The organism is Micromonospora sp. WMMA1363 (assembly GCF_030345795.1).
GTDB lineage: Bacteria > Actinomycetota > Actinomycetes > Mycobacteriales > Micromonosporaceae > Micromonospora.
Genome location: NZ_JAUALB010000001.1, coordinates 3187364 through 3207927, shown reverse-complemented (window position 1 = coordinate 3207927; position 20564 = coordinate 3187364). Strand labels below are relative to the sequence as shown.

At 72.9% G+C, this 20564-nt stretch carries 16 protein-coding genes and 1 pseudogene; 9 read left to right on the top strand and 8 right to left on the bottom strand.

Annotated features, from left to right (window positions below):
- Window positions 1–76: 76 nt before the first annotated feature.
- The 5 genes from QTQ03_RS14705 to QTQ03_RS14685 form a co-directional block, all read right to left on the bottom strand.
- Complete coding sequence (locus QTQ03_RS14705) at window positions 77–1165, bottom strand: uroporphyrinogen-III synthase (RefSeq protein WP_289278532.1); 1089 nt, start codon at window positions 1163–1165, stop codon at window positions 77–79.
- 135 nt (window positions 1166–1300) lie between these two features.
- Window positions 1301–1636, bottom strand: a complete 336-nt coding sequence (nirD, locus tag QTQ03_RS14700) for a nitrite reductase small subunit NirD (RefSeq protein ID WP_289278531.1) — start codon at window positions 1634–1636, stop codon at window positions 1301–1303.
- Window positions 1633–4146: a nitrite reductase large subunit NirB gene (nirB, locus tag QTQ03_RS14695; RefSeq protein WP_289278530.1), complete on the bottom strand. Its 2514-nt coding sequence runs from the start codon at window positions 4144–4146 to the stop codon at window positions 1633–1635. The genes nirD and nirB overlap by 4 nt, the downstream gene beginning before the upstream one ends.
- A gap of 175 nt (window positions 4147–4321) precedes the next feature.
- Window positions 4322–5761 carry an FAD-dependent oxidoreductase gene (locus QTQ03_RS14690; RefSeq protein ID WP_289278529.1) on the bottom strand — a complete coding sequence of 480 codons (1440 nt, stop codon included), beginning with the start codon at window positions 5759–5761 and terminating at the stop codon, window positions 4322–4324.
- On the bottom strand, window positions 5758–7926 hold the full coding sequence (locus tag QTQ03_RS14685; RefSeq protein ID WP_289278528.1) for a molybdopterin oxidoreductase family protein: 2169 nt from the start codon (window positions 7924–7926) through the stop codon (window positions 5758–5760). The genes QTQ03_RS14690 and QTQ03_RS14685 overlap by 4 nt, the downstream gene beginning before the upstream one ends.
- A 291-nt stretch (window positions 7927–8217) precedes the next feature.
- Between QTQ03_RS14685 and QTQ03_RS14680 the strand changes: the two are divergent.
- The 6 genes and pseudogenes from QTQ03_RS14680 to glmM form a co-directional block, all read left to right on the top strand.
- Window positions 8218–8334 (top strand): annotated as a pseudogene (locus QTQ03_RS14680) (DUF6364 family protein); the annotation flags it as partial.
- Window positions 8311–8580: a hypothetical protein gene (locus QTQ03_RS14675; protein ID WP_289280833.1), complete on the top strand. Its 270-nt coding sequence runs from the start codon at window positions 8311–8313 to the stop codon at window positions 8578–8580. The pseudogene QTQ03_RS14680 and the gene QTQ03_RS14675, both read left to right, overlap by 24 nt.
- 218 nt (window positions 8581–8798) lie before the next feature.
- Complete coding sequence (locus QTQ03_RS14670; RefSeq protein ID WP_289278527.1) at window positions 8799–10169, top strand: NarK family nitrate/nitrite MFS transporter; 1371 nt, start codon at window positions 8799–8801, stop codon at window positions 10167–10169.
- Between the two features lie 208 nt (window positions 10170–10377).
- Entirely contained in the window at window positions 10378–10821 is a 444-nt protein-coding gene (gene rplM, locus QTQ03_RS14665; protein WP_091102704.1) for a 50S ribosomal protein L13, read from the top strand.
- Window positions 10822–10841: 20 nt separating this feature from the next.
- Window positions 10842–11306 (top strand): 30S ribosomal protein S9, encoded by a 465-nt coding sequence (rpsI, locus tag QTQ03_RS14660; protein ID WP_289278526.1) that lies wholly within the window; start codon window positions 10842–10844, stop codon window positions 11304–11306.
- A 157-nt stretch (window positions 11307–11463) separates the two neighbouring features.
- Entirely contained in the window at window positions 11464–12819 is a 1356-nt protein-coding gene (glmM, locus tag QTQ03_RS14655) for a phosphoglucosamine mutase (protein WP_289278525.1), read from the top strand.
- 141 nt (window positions 12820–12960) lie between these two features.
- Here glmM and QTQ03_RS14650 read toward each other — a convergent pair whose 3' ends face one another.
- Entirely contained in the window at window positions 12961–14154 is a 1194-nt protein-coding gene (locus tag QTQ03_RS14650) for a pyridoxal phosphate-dependent aminotransferase (protein WP_289278524.1), read from the bottom strand.
- Between the two features lie 162 nt (window positions 14155–14316).
- Between QTQ03_RS14650 and glmS the strand changes: the two genes are divergently transcribed.
- Window positions 14317–16230, top strand: a complete 1914-nt coding sequence (glmS, locus tag QTQ03_RS14645) for a glutamine--fructose-6-phosphate transaminase (isomerizing) (RefSeq protein ID WP_289278523.1) — start codon at window positions 14317–14319, stop codon at window positions 16228–16230.
- 197 nt (window positions 16231–16427) lie between these two features.
- Here glmS and QTQ03_RS14640 read toward each other — a convergent pair whose 3' ends face one another.
- Window positions 16428–17939: an alpha/beta hydrolase gene (locus tag QTQ03_RS14640; RefSeq protein WP_289278522.1), complete on the bottom strand. Its 1512-nt coding sequence runs from the start codon at window positions 17937–17939 to the stop codon at window positions 16428–16430.
- Window positions 17940–18157: 218 nt separating this feature from the next.
- Window positions 18158–18454 carry a hypothetical protein gene (locus tag QTQ03_RS14635; protein ID WP_289278521.1) on the bottom strand — a complete coding sequence of 99 codons (297 nt, stop codon included), beginning with the start codon at window positions 18452–18454 and terminating at the stop codon, window positions 18158–18160.
- A 167-nt stretch (window positions 18455–18621) separates the two neighbouring features.
- Here QTQ03_RS14635 and QTQ03_RS14630 point away from each other — a divergent pair, with 167 nt between their 5' ends.
- Both QTQ03_RS14630 and QTQ03_RS14625 read left to right on the top strand, forming a co-directional pair.
- Entirely contained in the window at window positions 18622–18990 is a 369-nt protein-coding gene (locus tag QTQ03_RS14630; protein ID WP_289278520.1) for a holo-ACP synthase, read from the top strand.
- Window positions 18991–19041: 51 nt separating this feature from the next.
- Window positions 19042–20553 (top strand): NAD(P)H-hydrate dehydratase, encoded by a 1512-nt coding sequence (locus tag QTQ03_RS14625; protein ID WP_289278519.1) that lies wholly within the window; start codon window positions 19042–19044, stop codon window positions 20551–20553.
- Window positions 20554–20564 lie beyond the last annotated feature (11 nt).

The following is a 20564-nucleotide window of genomic DNA, read 5'->3' as shown; positions in this document are numbered from 1 at the left end:
GCGGGCACGTCGACCGCGGGCACGTCGACCGCGGGCACGTCGCCCGCGGGCACCGTCGACCGCGGGCGACACGCGGTCAGTCGACGCGGAGGCGGTAGCCGCGCTTCACCACCGTCTGCACGACCCGGGGTGCCCTCAGGCCGGCGCGGAGCCGCGCCACCGCCATCTCCACCGCGTGCTCGTCCGCACCGCGCGGCAGCGTCCGCAGCAGAGCTGTCCGCGACAGGACCCGGCCGGGGACGGTCGCCAACGCCCGCAGCACCGCCATCGGGGCGGGGGCCAGCGAGCGCAGCTCACCGTCGACCACGGCCGCGTGCCCGCGCAGGGTGAGCAGGTGGCCAGCGGCCTTCAGGGTGACCGTGCGGCGGGGCAGTTCGTCGACGATGGTGCGGACCAGCGCACCCAGCCGTGCCCGGTTCGGCGTGCCGACCGGCACGCCGCGCCGCAACAGCGGTTCCGCGGTCACCGCGCCCACGCAACCGGCCAGCACGTCGCCGCGGAAGGCGTCGAGCACCGCGTCGGTGCGGTCCCCCGCGGCCCGCAGCAGCGCCTCGGCGGCCGGGGCGGAGGTGAATGTCACGGCGTCGACCAGCCGGCCGGCGACCAGGTCGATCAGCCGGTGCAGCGGTGCCGGGTCGGTGGGCGGCGCCCAGCGATAGACCGGCACCTCGATCACGGTCGCCCCGGCGGCCTCCAACGCCATCGTGCACTCGGGTTGTCGCTCGCCGTGCAGCTGCATGGCGATCACCTGCCCGGCGACGCCACGCCGCCGCAGGTGGTCGACCACCTCGTCGCAGCTCTCGGAGGCGGGGGACCACTGGTCGTGGAGGCCGGCGGCGCGGATCGCGCCGCGTGCCTTCGGGCCGCGCGCCACCACGTACGCCTCGCCGAGCACCGAGCGCAGGGGCTCGGCCAGCCCCCAGCCCTCGGCCGCCTCCAGCCAGCCGCGCATGCCGATGCCGGTGTTGGCCATCAGGATGTCCGGTGGCCGGTTGAGGCAGGCCCGTGTCGCGTCCCGCAGCTCGGTGTCGTCGGCGAGCGGCACGATCCGCAGGGCGGGGGCGAGCACCACGCGGGCGCCCCGCCGTTGGAGCAGCGCCGCCAACTCGTCCCGTCGGCGGTCGGCGGTCACCCCGACGGTGAAGCCGGCCAGTTCGTCGCGCATTCACCCCTCCTACCTCAGCCGCACCTCGACGTACCTGAGTAACGATTCGACGTACCTCAGCCACATCTGGACCAACCTCAGCCACATCTGGACCAACCTCAGCCACATCTGGACCAACCTCAGCCACATCTGGACCTACCTCAGCCGCACCTCGACCAGCCCGCCCCGGCAGCGCACCTCGTGCCGCCGGACGGCGGTCCCCGGCAGGTCCAGGCAGTGCCCCGTGCGCAGGTCGTATACCTGCTTGTGCAGCGGCGAGGCGACCGTCGGCACACCACCCCGGCTGCCGACGATCCCGCGGGAGAGCACGTACGCCCCGGCCACCGGGTCGAGGTTGTCGATCGCGAACAGGTCGTCGGCGGTGCGGAAGAGCGCGATCTGCACCCCGTCAACCAACGCCGCCACGCCCCGGTCCGGGTCCAGGCGGTCCAGCGGGCAGACCGTCGTCCACCGGAGCGTCGCCGTGCTCATCGCCGCACGTCCGGCATCCCCAGCGCCACCGGCTGCCGGTCGCCGGCCGCCCCGGCACGCGCGGGCACCGGCTGGCCACGTTCGGAGGTGAACCGGATGGCGGGGTCGGGCACGTCGGGCGCGTTGACGAACGAGGTGAACCGGCGGAGCCGGACCGGGTCGTCGAGCACGTCCCGCCACTCGTCGGAGTACGAAGCGACGTGCCGGGCCATCGCCTCGTCCAGTTCGGCGCACAGCCCGAGCGAGTCATCGACGATGACCGCGCGCAGGTGGTCCAGGCCGCCGTCCATTGCCTCGACCCAGGCGGCGGTGCGCTGCAGCCGGTCCGCGGTGCGGACATAGAACATCAGAAACCTGTCGATCAGGGTGACCAACTCGGTCGTGGTGCGGTCGCTGGCGAACAGGTCGGCGTGCCGGGGTCGGAAGCCGCCGTTGCCGCCGACGTAGAGGCTCCAACCGGTCTCGGTGGCGATGATGCCGAAGTCCTTGCCGCGGGCCTCGGCGCACTCCCGGGCGCAACCGGACACCGCAGCCTTGATCTTGTGCGGGGCGCGCAGGCCCCGGTAGCGCAGCTCCAGCGCGATGGCCAGCCCGACCGAGTCCTGCACGCCGTACCGGCACCAGGTCGAACCGACGCAGGACTTGACCGTGCGCAACGCCTTGCCGTACGCGTGGCCGGACTCGAAGCCGGCGTCGACCAGCCGGCGCCAGATCTGCGGTAGCTGCTCGACCCGTGCACCGAGCAGGTCGATCCGCTGCCCGCCGGTGACCTTCGTGTAGAGCTGGAAGTCCCGGGCCACCTCGCCGATCGCGATCAGCTTCTCCGGGGTGATCTCGCCACCCGGGATCCGTGGCACCACCGAGTAGCTGCCGTCGCGTTGCAGGTTCGCCAGGAAGTGGTCGTTGGTGTCCTGCAACGACGCCTGCTCGCCGTCGAGGATGTGCCCGTTGCCGAGCGAGGCGAGGATCGAGGCCACCGCCGGCTTGCAGATGTCGCAGCCCCGGCCCCGCCCGTGTTCGGCGATCAGCTGGGAGAAGGTGCGGACGCCGCGGACCCGGACGATGTCGAACAGCTCCTGGCGGCTCGCGTCGAAGTGCTCGCACAGCGCCGTGGACTGCTTCACACCGGCGCCGTCGAGCAGCTGCCTGAGCAGTGGCACACAGGAGCCGCAGCTGGTTCCGGCCCGGGTGCACGTCTTCAGCGCCGGCACGTCGGTGGCACCGGCCCTGATCGCCGCGTCGATGTCGTCGCGGGTGACCGCGTTGCAGGAGCAGACCTGGGCGGGGCCGGGTAGCGTGCTCGCCCCGGTACCCGTGCCCGCCGGGGCGAGCAATGCCAGTGGGGGCCCCGGTAGCGGGCCGCCGACGCTGGCGCGCAGAACGGGGTACGCCTTCGCGTCGCCGACCAGCACGCCGCCGAGCAGGGTGCTCGCGTCGTCGGAGAGCACCAGCTTCGCGTACAGCCGGGTGGCCGGGTCGGTGAACGTCACGTCGAGACAGCCCTTGGTGGTGCCGTGCGCGTCGCCGAACGAGGCGACGTCCACGCCGAGCAACTTGAGCTTCGTGGCGGTGTCCGCCCCGGGGAAGGTGGCCGCGCCGCCGACCAGCCGGTCGGCGACCACCTCCGCGGTGGCGTACCCCGGCGCGACCAGGCCGTGGCAGGTGCCGTCGACCGCGGCGCACTCGCCGACCGCCCAGATCCGCTCGTCCTCCGTCCGGCCGGTGCCGTCGACGAGCACCCCGCCACGCGGACCGAGCGGCAGGCCGGCGGCCTGGGCGAGTTCGTCGCGGGGTCGGATTCCGGCCGCGACGACGACCAGGTCGGCGCCGACCCGACCGCCGTCGGTCAGCTCCAGTGCCGCCACCGCCCCGGTCGGTCCGGCGCGCAGGGCGCTGGTGGCCACCCCGAGATGGCAGGTCACGCCCAGTTCCTCGACATATCGGCGCAGCATCGCGCCGCCGGCCGGGTCCAGCTGCACCGGCATCAGGCGGGGCGCGAACTCCACCACGCTGGTGGCGAGCCCGAGCAGCCGCAGCGCGTTCGCGGCCTCCAGGCCGAGCAGCCCACCGCCGATCACCGCCCCGGTGCGCCGGCCCCGGGCGTGCTCGCGGATCGCCGCCAGGTCGTCCAGGGTGCGGTAGGTGAAGACCCCCGGCAGGTCCGTGCCCTCGACCGGCGGAACGAACGCGTACGACCCGGTGGCCAGCACCAGCATGTCGTACCCGTACTCCCCGGCCGCCGTCGTGACGACCCGCCGTGCCCGGTCGATCGCCGTGGCCGGCTCGCCGAGGCGCAGGTCGACGCCGTCGTCGGGAGTGTGCAGGTTCAGCTCGTCCGCGTTCACCCCGTCGAGGAACGCCGAGAGCCGAACCCGGTCGTACGCCGGTCGGGTCTCCTCGCCGAGCACGGTCACCCGCCACCGACCGTCCGTGTCCCGGGCGCGCAGCGCGTCCACGAACCGTTGCCCGACCATGCCGTTGCCGACGACGACCAGTCTGCCCGCGCTCACGACGGCGCTCCGCCTCGCCGAACGGTCCGCGCCCCGGCCGCGTGGCCGGCGGTAGCGCCGATGGGACCTCGGCCGGGGACCGGTGATCTTCGGCGCGCCGGTGACGGGCCCGCGTGAGCAGCGCCGTCGTGCGCCGACCTCGCACCGAGCCTGCTGCTGTTCTCGCTGCGCTCGCTCATTGCGCCACCTCCACCGAGTCCACGCCGGACAGCCACCCGACGATTCCGGCGACCGCGTCCCGGCAGTCGCCGCAGCCCGTACCGGCCCGGGTCGCCGCCACCGCGGCGTCGACCGTCCGGGCCCCGGAGCGCCAACAGCTCACGAGCGCCCCCTTGCTGACGTTGTTGCACCGGCAGACCGTTGCCGCGTCCGGCATCAGCGCCGGCGTCGCGGCCGGCTCGGCGGGGGCCGCGCCGAGCGCCCGGCCGAGCAGCAGGGAGCGTCGGTCGATGGGGACCTGCTGGCCCCGGTCGAAGAGTTGGATGACCGTGCCGACTGCCGGGTTGTCGCCGAGCAGGACCGCGGCGGTCAGCCGCTCGTCGTGGATGCGCAGCCGGGCGTACGTGCCTCGGGCGGGGTCGGTGAAGGTCAGCTCCTCGCCGGGTCCGTCGCCGTCGGGGTCGCCCATCGCGGCCAGGTCGATACCGGCCGCCTTGAGCCGGGTCACCACCGGCTTCGGCCGGTAGCGGGCCAGCGGTTCCTCGCCGGTGAGGACCTGCGCCACCACCCGTGCCTGCGCCCACGCCGGTGCGACCAGACCGGTCAGCACGCCGTCGTGCTGGGCGCAGTCGCCGATCGCCGAGATACACCGGTCGCTGGTCCGCAGCCGGTCGTCCACGAGCACGCCCCGTTCGACCGCCAACCCGGCCGATCCGGCGAGCTCGGTGTCGGGCCGCACCCCACAGGCGAGGACCAGCAGGTCGGCGTCGATCGACCGCCCGTCGGCCAGGTCGAGGCGGATGCCGTGCGGGTCGGCGCTCACCGCCGTGGCGGGGACTGCCAGATGGGTGGTCACACCGAGGTCGGCGAGCGTCCGCGCGAGCACGGCGGCACCCGCCGCGTCGAGTTGCCGCTCCATCAGGTGCGGCACCGGGTGCACCACCGCCACGTCGAGCCCGCGGGCGGCCAGCCCGCGGGCCGCCTCCAGGCCGAGCAGCCCACCGCCGAGCACCAGGACCCGGCGCGCGTTCCCGGCGATGGAGAGGATCCGGCGGCAGTCGGCCAGGGTGCGGAACGGCGCGACCCGCCGCGGCAGTTCCGGACCGTCCAGCCCGGGTAGTGGCGGCACCACCGCACGGCTGCCGGTGGCGAGCACCAGGTGGTGGTAGGAGATCCGGTCGCCGTCCTCGGTGCGTACCGTGCGGTCCGCCCGTTCGATCGCTGTCACCGTCACCCCGGTCCGCAGGTCGACGCCCTGCCCGGCGACCTCGGCCAGTTCCACGTCCGGCTCGTCGATCTTCCCCGCCAGCAGCGTGGAGAGCATGATCCGGTTGTACGCCGGGTACGGCTCCGCCCCGAGCACGGTGACCTTGTGGTCGCCGCCGCGCGTGTGCAGTTCGCTGGCGAGGCGGGCGCCGGCCATCCCGTTGCCCACGATCACGATCCGCTCGGTCACGCCCGCCCCACCCTCTCCACCCGTACTGCGCAGATCTTGAATTCCGGCATCCCGGACACCGGGTCGACGGCGTCGTTGGTGACCGAGTTGGCCCGGGCGGCCCCGCCCCAGTGGAACGGCGCGAAGACGGTGTCCGGTCGGATCGTCGGGCTGAGCCGTGCCGGCGCGACCATCTCACCCCGGCGGGAGACCACCCGGACCGGTTCGCCGTCGGCGATCCCGAGCCGGCTGGCCAGGTCCGGGTGCAGCTCGACGAAGGCCTCCGGGGCAGCCTGGCGCAGCGCCGGCACCCGCCGCGTCTGGGTGCCCGACTGGTACTGGGCGAGGACCCGTCCGGTGGTGAAGTGCAGTGGGTACGCGGCGGACACCTCCTCGGCGGCGGGCCGGTGTTCGACCGGGTGGAACCGGGCCCGCCCGTCCGGGGTGGGGAAGCGCTCGGCGAACAGCCGGGGGGTGTCCGGTCCGTCGGGGTCCGGGCAGGGCCAGTACGCGCCGTCGTGCGTGTCGATCCGGTCCCAGGTGATCCCGGCGTAGTCGGCGATCCCACCGGCCGACGCCCGCCGCAGCTCCTCGAACACCGCCCGCGGCCCCACTGCCTCGGGTGCGAGGAAGGGGACCTTCTCGGCGCCCGGTGACGGTGGTGGGTCCGCTCCCTGCCGTTTCCTCAGGCGGGCGCCGAGGGCGGCGAGGATCGCCAGGTCGGTCCGGACGCCGGGTGGCGGTTCGCGCAGCGCGCGGCGGCGCAGCACCCGGCCCTCCAGGTTGGTCATGGTGCCGTCCTCCTCCGCCCACTGGGCGGTCGGCAGCACCACGTCGGCGAGGGCTGCCGTCTCGGAGAGCAGAAAATCGGCGACCACCAGCAGGTCGAGACCGCGCAACCGGCCCTCGACCCGGACCGCCCGGGGCGCGGAGACCACCGGGTTGGAACCGAAGACGAGCAGCACCTTCGGCCCGTTCCGGGTGCCGAGCGAGTCGAGCAGCCGGTACGCGGGCTTTCCGGGCCCGGGCAACTCGGCGGCGGGTACACCCCAGACCTTGGCGACGTGCGCGCGGGCGGCGGGGTCGTCGATGCGCCGGTAGCCGGGGAGCTGGTCGGCCTTCTGTCCGTGCTCCCGGCCGCCCTGCCCGTTGCCCTGCCCGGTCAGGCAGCCGTACCCGGATCCGGGGCGGCCCGGCAGGCCGAGGGCGAGCGCCAGGTTGACGTACCCGGTGACGGTGTCGGCGCCTTTGGCATGTTGCTCGGCACCGCGGGCGGTGAGGATGACCGCCCGTCCGGCGGTGCCGAGTGCCCGCGCGGTCGCCTCCAGGTCCGCCACCGGTACCCCGGAGAGTGCCTCGGTGCGGGCCGGCCACCAGGCGGCCACGGCCCGGCGGACGTCCTCGAAGCCGGTGGTACGGGCGGCGATGTACTCCTTGTCGATCAGGCCTTCGGTCAGTGCGATGTGCAGCAGCGCGCTCGCCACCGCCAGGTCGGTGCCCGGCAGCGGTTGCAGGTGCAGGTCGGCCAGGCGAGCGGTGGCGGTGACCCGGGGGTCTACCACGATCAGCTTTCCGCCGTGCTGGCGCTGTTCGGTCAGCCAGCGCACCAGCGGGGGCATCGTCTCGGCCGGGTTCGCGCCGACCAGCAGCAGGGTGTCGGCGTCGCCCAGGTCCGACAGGGGGAACGGCAGCCCTCGGTCAACGCCGAAGGCGCGCATCCCGGCGGCGGCCGCCGAGGACATGCAGAACCGGCCGTTGTAGTCGATGTGCCGGGTGCGCAGCTCCACCCGGGCGAACTTGCCCAGCGCGTATGCCTTTTCGTTGGTGAGGCCGCCGCCGCCGAACACGGCGACCGCGTCCCGGCCGTGGCTTGACTGGACGGTGCTGATCTCCTCGACGATCCGATCCAGGGCAGTGTCCCAGCTGGCCGGGTGCAGCTCGCCGCTGTCCGGGTCTCGCAGCAGGGGCGTGGTGAGCCGTTCCGGATGGTCGAGCAGGTCGGCGGCGGTCCAGCCCTTCTGGCAGAGGCCGCCCCGGTTGGTGGGAAACTGCCGGGCAGACACCGCGACCCGGCCGTTCTCCTCGCGTAGCGTCATCCCACACTGGAGGGCGCAGTACGGGCAGTGCGTTGCCGCCTCCCGGGGTGTCCGCCCCGGTGCAGTCGCGGGTCGTGCACCGTCTGTCATGCCCGAGAAGCGTGCCGGCGGGGGGTTTCCGGTCCGGGTCCCATTTGTTTCGGTCCTGTCAAGAGCGGCTCACAGCGCCCTGAGGCAGCGCACCAGCCGGCGCGGCCCAAATTTCGGGAGATGCTTCCTGGATCGTGGGTGGATTTCTGGATCGTGGGAGGATGAGAACCGGGGAGGACGAGCTGGGGTGCCGTGCTCGGCGTCCGCACCATCCACCATTGCCCCGACGTGGCCAGTTGGCCTGCGTCACGATGGATGACTATCGGTCACACCACGGGGCAACCTAGTCGCATGACTGCCAAGGTGACCCTGTCGTTCTCAGACGAGACGATCGAGGAGGCCCGGCGGTTCGCCAAGCGCGAGGCGCTCTCTCTGTCGGCGTGGATGGACCAGGCCGCTCGGGACCGGCTGGGGCTGGTCGTCAGCTCCGACGTCTACAACTCCACGGCGGTGCCGATCGTGATCGTGGCGGAGGTGGCCGAGGCGGCGTTGCTGCGAGACTCGCCGCTCGCCGTGCCGATGGGTACCCAGGTGGTGATGCCCGATCGGCTCTCCTCGCCGATGAGGAAGTGGTTCACCGAATGCGTGGACGTCGCCGACGTGGAGACCATGCAGCGGGTCGGCCGGGCGCTGCGCATCCTGCAAGAGCTGTGATGTGCATCCGGCGCGTGCCGTGAGGCGCGTCCCGCGAGAGCTGTGAACAGCACTCTCTCACGGACGGATCGAAAAGCCGGTGCGATCACCGTTGCCCGCCCGAATCAGTCGACGAACGCTCCGGTAACGCTGGCTGCCTAGCCTTCAGCCCGGGATCGCTCGACACCGGTCGGAGGGTCGTGCGAGCCACGACCTGGCCCGGCCGGAAGGAGCGCCTGATGACGACCACGCCAAGCGTGCCCGCCACGACAGCGGACAAGATCGACCTGCAACGCCGGCCGGGCCGGTGGATCGGGCACTGGGACCCGGAGGACGGCCGTTTCTGGCGGACCACCGGTCGCCGCATCGCCCGGCGCAACCTCATCTACTCGATCTTCGCCGAGCACATCGGCTTCTCGGTCTGGCTGCTCTGGAGCATCGTCGTCGTCCGGCTGGACGACGTCGGGTGGACGCTGACCACCGGCCAGGCGCTCTGGCTGACCGCCGTGCCCAGCGGCGTCGGCGCGCTGCTGCGGCTGCCGTACACCTTCGCGGTGCCGGTCTTCGGCGGGCGGAACTGGACCACGGTGTCCGCCCTGTTGCTGATCATCCCGAGCGCCGGGCTGTCCTGGGCGGTGCAGCACCCCGAGATCGGCTATCTGCCGTTGTTGCTGATCGCCGCCACGGCCGGTTTCGGCGGTGGGAACTTCGCCTCCAGCATGGCGAACATCTCCTTCTTCTATCCCGAACGCGAGAAGGGCTGGGCGCTCGGGCTGAACGCGGCCGGCGGCAACATCGGTGTCGCCGTCGTGCAGTTCGTGGTGCCCCAGGTGATCGTGCTCGGCGGCGGCCTCGCGCTGGCCCGAGCCGGCCTGATGTACGTCCCGCTGGCAGTGATCGCCGCGGTCTGCGCCTTCTTGTTCATGGACAATCTGGCCGAGGCCAAGGCCGACACGGGACCGGTGTGGTCCGCGCTGCGACACCGGGACACCTGGATCATGTCGTTCCTGTACATCGGCACCTTCGGCTCGTTCATCGGCTACTCGGCGGCTTTCCCGACGCTGCTCAGCTCGGTCTTCGACCGCTCGGACATCGCACTGTCCTGGGCGTTCCTCGGCGCTGGAGTGGGCTCGATCTTCCGGCCGCTCGGCGGCCGGCTCTCCGACGTCGTCGGCGGCGCCCGAATCACGGTGCTGAGCTTCGTGCTGATGGCCGGCGGTGCCTACGCGGCCCTCTTTTCGGCACAGGAGCGCAACCTCACCGTGTTCTTCGTGGCGTTCATGCTGCTTTTCGTCGCCACCGGGATCGGCAACGGGTCGACCTATCGGATGATCTCGAGGATCTTCCAGGTCAAGGGGGAAGACCTGGGCGGTTCGCCGCAGATCATGCGCGAGATGCGCCGCCAGGCCGCCGGTGCGCTGGGAATCATCTCGTCGGTCGGTGCCTTCGGTGGCTTTCTGGTGCCGATCTGCTACGCCTGGGCGAAGTCGGTCCATGGGAACATTCAGCCGGCCCTGCGGTTCTATGTCGGGTTCTTCCTGGTGATGCTCGTGGTGACCTGGGCCGCGTACCTGCGCCCCGGAGCACGGATGGCCCGGGCCCGGGTGTGAGCCCGGCCATCCGAGCGGGGGTCCGGCGTGCGTGCCGGACCCCCGTTTTGACCGTCCGACGCGGTGTTGGGTATCGTTACCTGCTGTTGTGCGACATCTAGGGGCGTGCCGCCTGAGGTACGCTTGGTCGTTCGTGCGTGCTGGTCCGGCCTGGAACCATGGTCACCCGGCGCGCGACCCCAGACCGACGACGAGACAAGGTAGACCTGTGCGTACGTACAGCCCGAAGCCGGGTGAGATCGAGCGTCAGTGGCACGTCATCGACGCCTCTGATGTCGTGCTGGGCCGCCTGGCCACCCACGCCGCCACGCTGCTGCGCGGCAAGCACAAGCCGACTTTCGCGCCGCACGTCGACACGGGCGACTTCGTCGTCATCGTGAACGCGGGCAAGGTGGCGCTGACCGGCAACAAGCGGCAGCAGAAGATCGCCTACCGCCACTCCGGCTACCCGGGTGGTCTCAAGCAGGTCGGCTACGACGAGCTGCTGACCAAGCGCCCCGAGCGGGCCATCGAGCTGGCTGTCAAGGGGATGCTTCCGCACAACAAGCTCGGCCGTAAGCTCATCAAGAAGCTGAAGGTCTACGCCGGTGCCGAGCACCCGCACGGCGCGCAGTCGCCGGTGCCGTTCGAGATCAAGCAGATCGCGCAGTGAGCGCGGGCGAAGGAATCAGCATGACCGACATCACCGCCACCGAGGTCGCCCCCGAGGCCACCGAGGCGCCGGCGCCCGTCGCCCGCGCGCCCCGTGGTGACCGGCCGATCCAGACCGTGGGCCGTCGCAAGGAGGCCATCGTCCGGGTCCGCATCGTGCCCGGCTCCGGCAAGATCACCTGCAACGGTCGGGACCTCGAGGCCTACTTCCCGAGCAAGGTGCACCAGCAGCTCATCAAGGACCCGCTGGTCACCGCCGAGAAGGCGGAGACGTTCGACGTCATCGCGAACCTGCGGGGTGGCGGCACCACCGGCCAGGCCGGCGCGCTCCGGCTGGCGATCGCCCGTGCGCTGATCGTCAGCGAGCCGGACGACCGCCCGTCGCTGAAGAAGGCCGGCTTCCTGACCCGGGACGCGCGGGTCAAGGAGAGCAAGAAGTACGGCCTCAAGAAGGCCCGTAAGGCTCCCCAGTACTCGAAGCGCTGATCGATCATCAGCTGCACGTTGTACTTCTGACGGACGGCCGGACCACCTCCCACACGACGGGGGTGGCCCGGCCGTTCCGCTTTCCCCATCGGCAGTCTGTTCCCCCATCGGCAGTCTGCTTTCCCATCATCGGCAGTTCCATCGGAGGTTGGCGGGTATGGGCCGGTTGTTCGGCACGGACGGCGTACGCGGGCGGGCGAACGCGGATCTCACGCCCGAGTTGGCGCTCGCGGTCGCGGTCGCGGCCGCGCACACCCTCGCCGAGGCGGACCGAAGCCATCCCCCGCTGGCCGTCGTCGGCCGGGACACCCGGGCCAGTGGCGAGATGCTGGAGGCCGCGGTGGTGGCGGGGCTCACCAGCGCCGGGGCGAACGTCGTCCGCGTCGGGGTCCTGCCGACCCCGGCGGTGGCGTTCCTCACGGCCGAGGCCAAGGCGGATCTCGGTGTGATGCTCTCCGCGTCGCACAACCCGATGCCGGACAACGGCATCAAGCTCTTCGCCGCCGGCGGGCACAAGCTGCCGGACGAGATCGAGCTGAAGATCGAGGCAGCCGTCGAGGCGAACGCGACCACCGCCTGGAAGCGCCCCGTCGGCGCGGGGGTGGGCCGGGTCCACGACCTGCTGGACGGCGCCGATCACTATGTGCAACACCTGGTCGGCACGATCCCGCACCGCCTCGACGGCATCAAGGTCGTGGTGGACTGCGCCAACGGGGCGGCCGTCGAGGTGGCGCCGGCGGCATACCGGGAGGCCGGCGCCGAGGTGATCGCGATCCACGCCGAACCCGACGGCCTCAACATCAACGACGAGTGCGGCTCGAACCACATCGAGGTGCTGCGTCAGGCCGTCGTCGAGCACGGCGCGCACCTGGGCATCGCCCACGACGGGGATGCCGACCGGTGCGTCGCGGTGACCGCCGACGGCGACGAGGTCGACGGCGACCAGGTGATGGCGATCCTCGCGCTGGCCATGCGGGAGGCCGGCACGCTCACCGGCGACACGCTGGTCGCCACCGTGATGAGTAACCTCGGCCTGCGCCTGGCCATGTCCCGCGAGGGCATTCGGCTGGTCGAGACCAAGGTCGGTGACCGGTACGTGCTGGAGGAGCTGCGCGCCTCCGGCCTGGCGCTGGGCGGCGAGCAGAGCGGGCACATCGTCATGCCGGCGTACGCCACCACGGGCGACGGCGTGTTGACCGGCCTGCACCTGATGTCGCGGCTGGCAGCCACCGGGAAGTCGCTGGCCGAACTGGCCGGCGTGGTCACCCGGCTGCCCCAGGTCCTGATCAACGTGCCGGTCGGCGACCGCACCGTCGGCGCGGCGGCCCCCGCCGTCCGGGCCGAGGTCGAGCGAGCCGAGGCCGAGTTGGGGGACAGCGGCCGGGTGCTGTTGCGTCCCTCCGGCACCGAACCGTTGGTTCGGGTCATGGTGGAGGCCGAGACCGAGGCGATCGCGCGCCAGGTGGCCGAGCGGATCGCCGAAATGGTCCGCACCGCCAGCCCGGCGGCCTGAGCTGACATTGGACCAGCTCGGTGGGCGCGTCCATCCGGTGACGCGTTGCTGCTCCGTGACGGTCACCGGCCGGGATCGGAGCGGACACGCTCGCCGGCCCGCAGCGCGGTGAGCCGGCGGAATCCGGTCGTCCGGGGGTGCTCACGGAGCCGCTCTCAGCTGACGTAGCCGGGTGACCGCCTCGGTCAGCACCTCGGCACGCTTGCAGAAGGCGAACCGGATCAGCCGCCGGCCGGCCTCGGGATCGTCGTAGAAGACCTGCGTCGGGACCGCCACCACACCGCAGCGCTCCGGCAGCGACCGGCAGAACTCCACCCCGTCCCGACCGCCGAGGGCGGTGACGTCGGCGGTGACGAAGTATGTGCCCTCGGGGGTAAGCACGTCGAGCCCAGCGTCGGTGAGGCCGGCGACGAGCTGGTCGCGGCGGGCCTGCAGGTCGTCGCGGAACACGGTGAAGTAGTCGTCGGGCAGACCCAGCGCCACCGCGACCGCCGGTTGCAGCGGTGCGGCGTTGACGAAGGTGAGGAACTGCTTGACCCGGAGGACCGCCGAGACGAGCGCGGCGGGGCCGCTCACCCAGCCGACCTTCCAGCCGGTGCAGGAGAATGTCTTGCCAGCCGAGGAGATCCGCAGCGTCCGGTCCCGCATCCCGGGCAGTGTCGCGAGCGGGAGGTGACCGGCCGGGGCGTCGGAGAACACGAGGTGCTCGTACACCTCGTCGGTGACGGCGTACGCGTCGTGTCGGTGGCACAGTGCGGCGACCAGGTTCAGCTCGTCGGGGGTGAATACCTTGCCAGTCGGGTTGTGCGGGGAGTTGAGCAGCACCAGCCGGGTGCGGGGCCCGAAGGCGGCGCGCAGTGCGTCCGGGTCGAAGGCGTACCGGCCGTCGGGGCCGGGGCGGAGCGTGACCGGTCGTCGGACCGCGCCGGCCAGCGCGATCGAGGCCGCGTACGAGTCGTAGTAGGGCTCGAAACAGACCACCTCGTCACCCGGCTCGCAGAGGCCGAGGACCGCCGCTGCGATCGCCTCGGTGGCGCCCGCCGTTACCACGATCTCGTTCTCGGCGTCGTACTCCAGGCCCCAGAACCGGCGCTGGTGTGCCGCGACGGCGGCGCGCAGCGCGGGGATCCCCGGACCCGGCGGGTACTGGTTTCGCCCGCTGCGCAGCGCCTCCGCCGCGGCCGCGAGCATCTCCGGTGGGCCGTCGGTGTCCGGGAAGCCCTGGCCCAGGTTGACCGCTCCGGTGCGGACGGCGAGGGCGGACATCTCGGCGAAGATCGTCGTCCCGAACGGGCGCATCCGAGCCACCAGGGGATCGACGTGGGTGATCGTCACGCCCGTCAGCCTACGCACTCGTGGTGTCGGTTCAACCCGTCGTGCCCATCGCTGGCGTTTCGTAACTTTCCGTGACAGCTCGGGTGCTTCGCTCAAATTTGCTGATCGTTTGCCCGCGTTCCAAGCATCCATGGTGAGCGAAACTGGGTTAGGCTGCCACCCATGTGTGGAATCGTGGGTTACGCCGGCGCACGTCCGGCGCTCGGCATCGTGCTCGACGGGCTGCGGCGGCTGGAGTACCGCGGCTACGACTCGGCCGGTGTCGCCGTCGTCTGCGACGACGAGCTGGTGACCGAGAAGAAGGCAGGCAAGCTGGCCAACCTGGAGAAGGTGCTCTCCGAGCGGGCCGCGGAGGCCCCGGAGTCCTGCGCCGCGAGCCCGATCGGCATCGGCGACGGCACGACCGGCATCGGCCACACCCGCTGGGCCACCCACGGCGGTCCCACCGACCGTAACGCCCACCCCCACCTGGCCCCCGACGGGCGGGTCGCCGTGATCCACAACGGCATCATCGAGAACTTCGCGAAGTTGCGCGCCGAGCTGGAGGCCGACGGTGTCCAGTTTGCCAGCGACACCGACACCGAGTGCGCCGCGCACCTGCTCGCCGCCGCCCTGGCCGACCTGCGCGCCGCCGGCCACCCGAACGGGCCGCAGCTGCTCGCCGCCGGCATGCAGGTGGTCTGCCAGCGTCTGGAGGGCGCGTTCACCCTGCTCGCCGTGGACGCCGGCATCCCCGGCGCGGTCGTCGGCGCCCGGCGCAACTCGCCCCTGGTCGTCGGTCGGGGCGACGGCGAGAACTACCTCGCCAGCGATGTCGCCGCGTTCATCGAGCACACTCGCGAGGCGGTGGAGCTGGGCCAGGACCAGATAGTCCTGATCACCGGCGACACCATCGAGATCACCGACTTCGCCGGCCAGCCCGCCGCCGGCAAGGACTTCCACATCGACTGGGACTCGTCCGCCGCCGAGAAGGGCGGCCACGACTGGTTCATGCTCAAGGAGATCGAGGAGCAGCCGCAGGCCGTCGCCGACACGCTGCTCGGCCGGCTCACCGAGAACGGCGAGATCATGCTCGACGAGGTCCGGCTCAGCGACCAGGATCTGCGCGACGTCGACAAGATCTTCATCGTCGCCTGCGGCACCGCGTACCACTCCGGCCTCGTCGCCAAGTACGCCATCGAGCACTGGACGCGGATCCCGTGTGAGGTGGAACTGGCCAGCGAGTTTCGCTACCGCGACCCGGTGCTCGACCGGTCCACGCTCATCGTGGTGATCTCGCAGTCCGGCGAGACGATGGACACGCTGATGGCGCTGCGGCACGCCAAGGAGCAGAAGGCCCGGGTGCTGGCTATCTGCAACACCAACGGGTCCACCATCCCGCGCGAGTCCGACGCGGTCCTCTACACCCACGGCGGCCCGGAGATCGCCGTCGCCTCCACCAAGGCGTTCCTCACCCAGCTCGTCGCCTGCTACCTGATCGGGCTGCACCTCGCCCAGGTGCGCGGCATCAAGTTCGCCGACGAGGTGGCCGCCGTCGTCGACCAGCTCCACCAGATGCCGGGCAAGCTACGCGAGCTGCTGGACCGGATCGAGCCGGTGCGCGAGCTGGCCCGTGACCTGAAGTCCGAGCCGACGGTGCTGTTCATCGGCCGGCACGTCGGGTACCCGGTGGCGCTGGAGGGCGCACTCAAGCTCAAGGAACTGGCGTACATGCACGCCGAGGGCTTCGCCGCCGGTGAGCTGAAGCACGGCTCGATCGCCCTGATCGACGAGGGCACCCCGGTGATCTGCATCGTGCCGTCGCCGGTCGGCCGAGGCATGCTGCACGACAAGATCGTTTCCAACATCCAGGAAATCCGGGCGCGCGGCGCCCGGACCATCGTGATCGCCGAGGAGGGGGACGAGGCGGTCGTCCGGTACGCCGACCACCTGATCTATGTCCCGCGTACGCCAACACTGCTTGCGCCGCTGGTCACGACCGTGCCGCTACAGGTCCTCGCGGCGGAGATCGCCGCCGCCCGAGGCCACGACGTCGACCAGCCCCGCAACCTGGCGAAGTCGGTAACGGTCGAGTGAGTCCAGCCGGCGCCCGCGGAGCATCTCGGCGGGCGCCGCGGAGCGTCGACTGGGTCGGAGACGATGGCCCAACGGGCAGGCCGTGGACGGCGGCCGACGTCGATCGGCGGCACCTGTGGACCGGCGGCGGGACCGGACCGCGGCGGGCCGACGACCGCCACGGTCCGCCCGTCGGGCGGCCCGGTCCGCCGGTCGCGTCAGCGGCCGAGGACCACCCGGGCCAGCCCGTCCAGGGCAGGATTGTCCGGATGCCAGTAACCCGTGTGGCCGTACCGTCCGCTTGGGAACGTGCGCCCGCCGAAGCGTGGATCGGACGGGTCACGCCCGAACCACAGCTCCCGGTCCGGCCCGTCGAGCAGCGTGACCGCCGCGCCAAGTGGTCCCGCGACCAGCAGCGCCCGCCGGAACAGCTCCTCCGGCGGACACGCCAGCCGGATCACGTCGTCGGTGGCTGTGCTCGCCCAGACTTGACCGGACGGCAGCCCGAGGTCGCGGGCGTGGTCGACCCCGACACCAGGCGAGCCGAGGAACACCAGGGCATCGGCGGCGAGGCCATGGTCGCGGGCCGAGATGCCGACGACCAGTGACCCGTAGCTGTGTCCGAGTACCGTCTGCCGGGCGCCGTCACCCTCGTGGGTGGCGCGCAGCCCCTCCTGGAACCGGTGCAGCGCCGGCCCCGCGTCATCCGCCTGCCGAGGCCACGCCGCCTCGTGCAGGAAGTCCGGGGCGTCGTAGTCCAGCCACAGCACCGTCGAGGTTTCCTCGCCGGGCGCGAGGGCGGTGCAGCGGGAGAGCACCCGGCCCGCCCGGTCCAGCTCGCCGGCGACGTCGTCCAGGCCGGCACCCATCCCCGGCACGTACGTCAGCACCTGGCCGCTGCGGTCGGGGTTGCCGAGTGCCACGACCGCCCGCCCCTCCTCCCGGGTAGCCAGCCCCAGCAGGTACGCCCGCGGACCCTCCGGCGCAGCCAGCCGGATGGCCAGCGCGTCCAATCCGGCGAGCGCCGCGTCCACCCGGCGCAGCCCGACCAGTTCGACCGGCCCCGACGGCATCCGGCCGAGCAGCCGGCGTCGCTCGGTCAGCAGGTCCGCGCGGTGCTGCGCCAGGAGGAGTCGATTGGCCTGGTCCCGAGCGGCAACCGGCACCCCGTCCAGGCGGCCGACCCGGTCCGGCTCGTACGTCACCAGCCACCGTCGCTGCGCCGGGGTGAGCCCCACCCACCATTGCCGGACCGCCGCCGGGGCTGCACCGGAGGCGGGCCGGCCGGGCGGAGGCGGGCTGGCCCAGCCCGTACCGGCCGCCCCGACCAGCTCGCCCAACCGTCCGGCCGCTTCCCGGTCGGCCGCCCGTGCCGCGTCCAACGCCGCTCCGATCTCGCCGGCAACGGCCGCGACGGCCTGTGCGGACCCGGGCGTTCGGGCACGGGTCGGGTCGGCGCTGGCCTGCCCGCGCCGGTCGACCTGGACGCCGGACCGGTCGGCGTGGGCGACGGCCGAGTCGAGCCGTGCCTTCGCGCCGGCGATCCGGCCGGCGAACTCGGCGAGCACCTGGTCGGCCTCGATCAGCGCCGGCCGCGGGCAGAGCAGATCGGCGCGCAGCCCGCCCAGCCGGGCGAACGCAGCGCCCGCGGCACGCCCCGACCAGGCGTCCCGTAGGGCCGTGGCGGCCGTCGCCAGCTCGTCGGCCCGGCGCTCGACGAGCTTGGGCACACCGCGCCAGGCCGCACCGGCCGAGCGCCATGCGCCGGCGTCGGCTGCCCACAGTTCCCGGTACCCGATGCGTCCCGACTGCCCCGACCTTCCCGGGTGGCCGGCCAGCGTCCCGTGTGGGTCGGACCGGACGCGCCCGGGACCGGCCGGAACCGGTCCGTCGGGTCCGGCCCCACCCGACCGGTCCGGTCCCCCGGTGGGCGGCCGGGCGGCGGCTGTCACCGGGGTGCCCTGGAGAGCCGAGCCACCGCCCGGTCGTCCACCGCGTCGTACGCGTCCGCCGCCGAGTGGATCGCCGCGCCCGTCGCCGCCGCCCGACCACCCAGCTCGCCGAGCCAGGCGTGCACCGCCTGCTCCCACCTGGCCAGCGCCGCTCCGGCCGCCCACTCGGGGGCCGTCACCACCAGCCCGGACACCCCGGCCAGCCCGTGTGCCAGCCGGTATGCGTGGTCGGCGAGCGACGCCGCGCCCCGGCGCAGCCCGTCCGGACGGACGTGGAACATCTCCTCGGTCATCCTCGCCTCCGTGGCATGACGGACATCGTCGGGCGGAACGCTAGGTGCGGCCCGTGCCGCCGTGCCTGCCCTGTGGACGACCGCCCGCCGCCACAACGTCGGCCTGTCCACAGGCGTTGTCTCGTGCGCTGCCGACGGCTAATGTGCCGCGCCGGTAGGGTGGGCGCGTGATCGTCGCGGTCGGCATCGACGTGGTCCTGGTGGAGCGGTTCGCCCGGGCCCTGACGCGGACGCCGCTGCTCGCCGACCGGCTCTTCACCGAGGCCGAGCGGTACACCACCTCGGGGAACCCGCGTTCACCCGAGTCGCTCGCCGCCCGTTTCGCGGCGAAGGAGGCGGTGGCCAAGGCGCTCGGCGTGCCAGCCGGGCTGAGCTGGCACGACTGCGAGATCGTGCCGGATCCGGACGGCCGGCCGTGGCTGACCGTCTCCGGCACGGTCGCCACGGCAGCCGCCGAGCGAGGGGTCAACCGCTGGCATCTCTCACTGTCGCACGACGGCGGGATCGCCTCGGCGATGGTGGTCGCGGAACGGTGATCAGGCGGTGCGCGCCGGGTCGGCGCGCCGCGGACGCGGACGGGAGTGGCGATGAGACCGGTGTGGCGGGTGGCGGACGTACGCGCCGCGGAGGCGGGCCTGATGGCGACGCTCCCGCCGGGGACGCTGATGCGGCGTGCCGCGGCCGGGCTGGCCCGCCGCTGCGCGCTGCTCCTGGCCGACCGGGGCGGCGTCTACGCCGCCCGGGTGCTGCTGCTGGTCGGCTCGGGGGACAACGGCGGCGACGGCCTCTTCGCCGGCGCGCACCTGGCCCGCCGCGGGGCGGCCGTCTCGGCGCTGCTGCTGACACCGGGGCGGGCGCACGCCGACGGACTCGCCGCGTTCCGGGCCGCTGGCGGCCAGCTGGTCGAACACCCACCCGCCCAGGTCGACCTGGTCCTGGACGGCATCGTCGGGATCGGCGGTAGCGGCGGGCTCCGGGAGACCGCCGACCAGCTCGCGGCGAGCCTGGTGGGGCGCTGCGGTCGGGACGGCGAGCCGGCGGCGGTGGTCGCGGTGGACGTGCCCAGCGGCGTGGTGGTGGACACCGGGCACGTGCCGGTCTCCGCCTCCGGTCGGCCGTCCGCGGTCCGCGCCGACGTCACCGTGACCTTCGGTGCGCTGAAGCCGGCGCTGGTCGTGGGTCCCGCCGCGGCACTCGCCGGTCAGGTCGAGCTGGTCGACATCGGGTTGCGGCCGTGCCTGCGGGGCAGTCCGGCGCTGTGGGTGACCGAGTGGTCGGATCTCGTTGGGTGGTGGCCACGGCCTGGACCGGCGGCGGAGAAGTACACCCGGGGCGTGGTGGGGGTGGCGACTGGTTCGGCCACATACCCGGGTGCGGCGGTGCTCTCGGTCGGCGGCGCGCTCGTCGGCCCGACCGGTCTGGTCCGGTACGCGGGCGGCGCCCGCGACGAGGTGCTGCGCCAGCATCCGTCAGTGATCGCGACCGACCGGGTCGCCGACGCCGGCCGGGTACAGGCCTGGGTCTGCGGCTCCGGCCTCGGTACCGGCGACGGTGCGGCAGCAGAGCTGCGAGCCGTGCTCGCGGCGCCGGTGCCGGTGGTGCTCGACGCGGACGCGCTGACCCTGCTCGTGGACGGCTCGCTCGCCGACCAGCTGCGGCGGCGGGAGGCCCCGATCGTGGTCACCCCGCACGACCGGGAGTTCACCCGGCTGTGTGGCGAGACACCGGGCACCGACCGGGTGGCGGCCACGCTGCGGTTGGCCGCCTGGATGAACGCGGTGGTGTTGCTGAAGGGCGACCGCACGGTGATCGGCACGCCCGACGGTCGGGCGTACGTCAATCCGACCGGCACCCCGGCGCTGGCTACCGGGGGAACCGGGGACGTGCTGGCCGGACTGCTCGGGTCGATGCTCGCCGCGGGTCTGGCACCTGAGCGGGCCGCGGCCGCCGCCGCGTACCTGCACGGGCTGGCCGGCCGGGAGGCGGCCCGGGGCGGCCCGGTGACCGCGCCCGACGTGGCGGCCGCCCTGCGCCCGGTGCTGGCCCGCCTCGGCGTGGACACGGAGCCGGATCGACGTGGGCGGGTCCGGGTCCGGTGATCAGCTCAGTA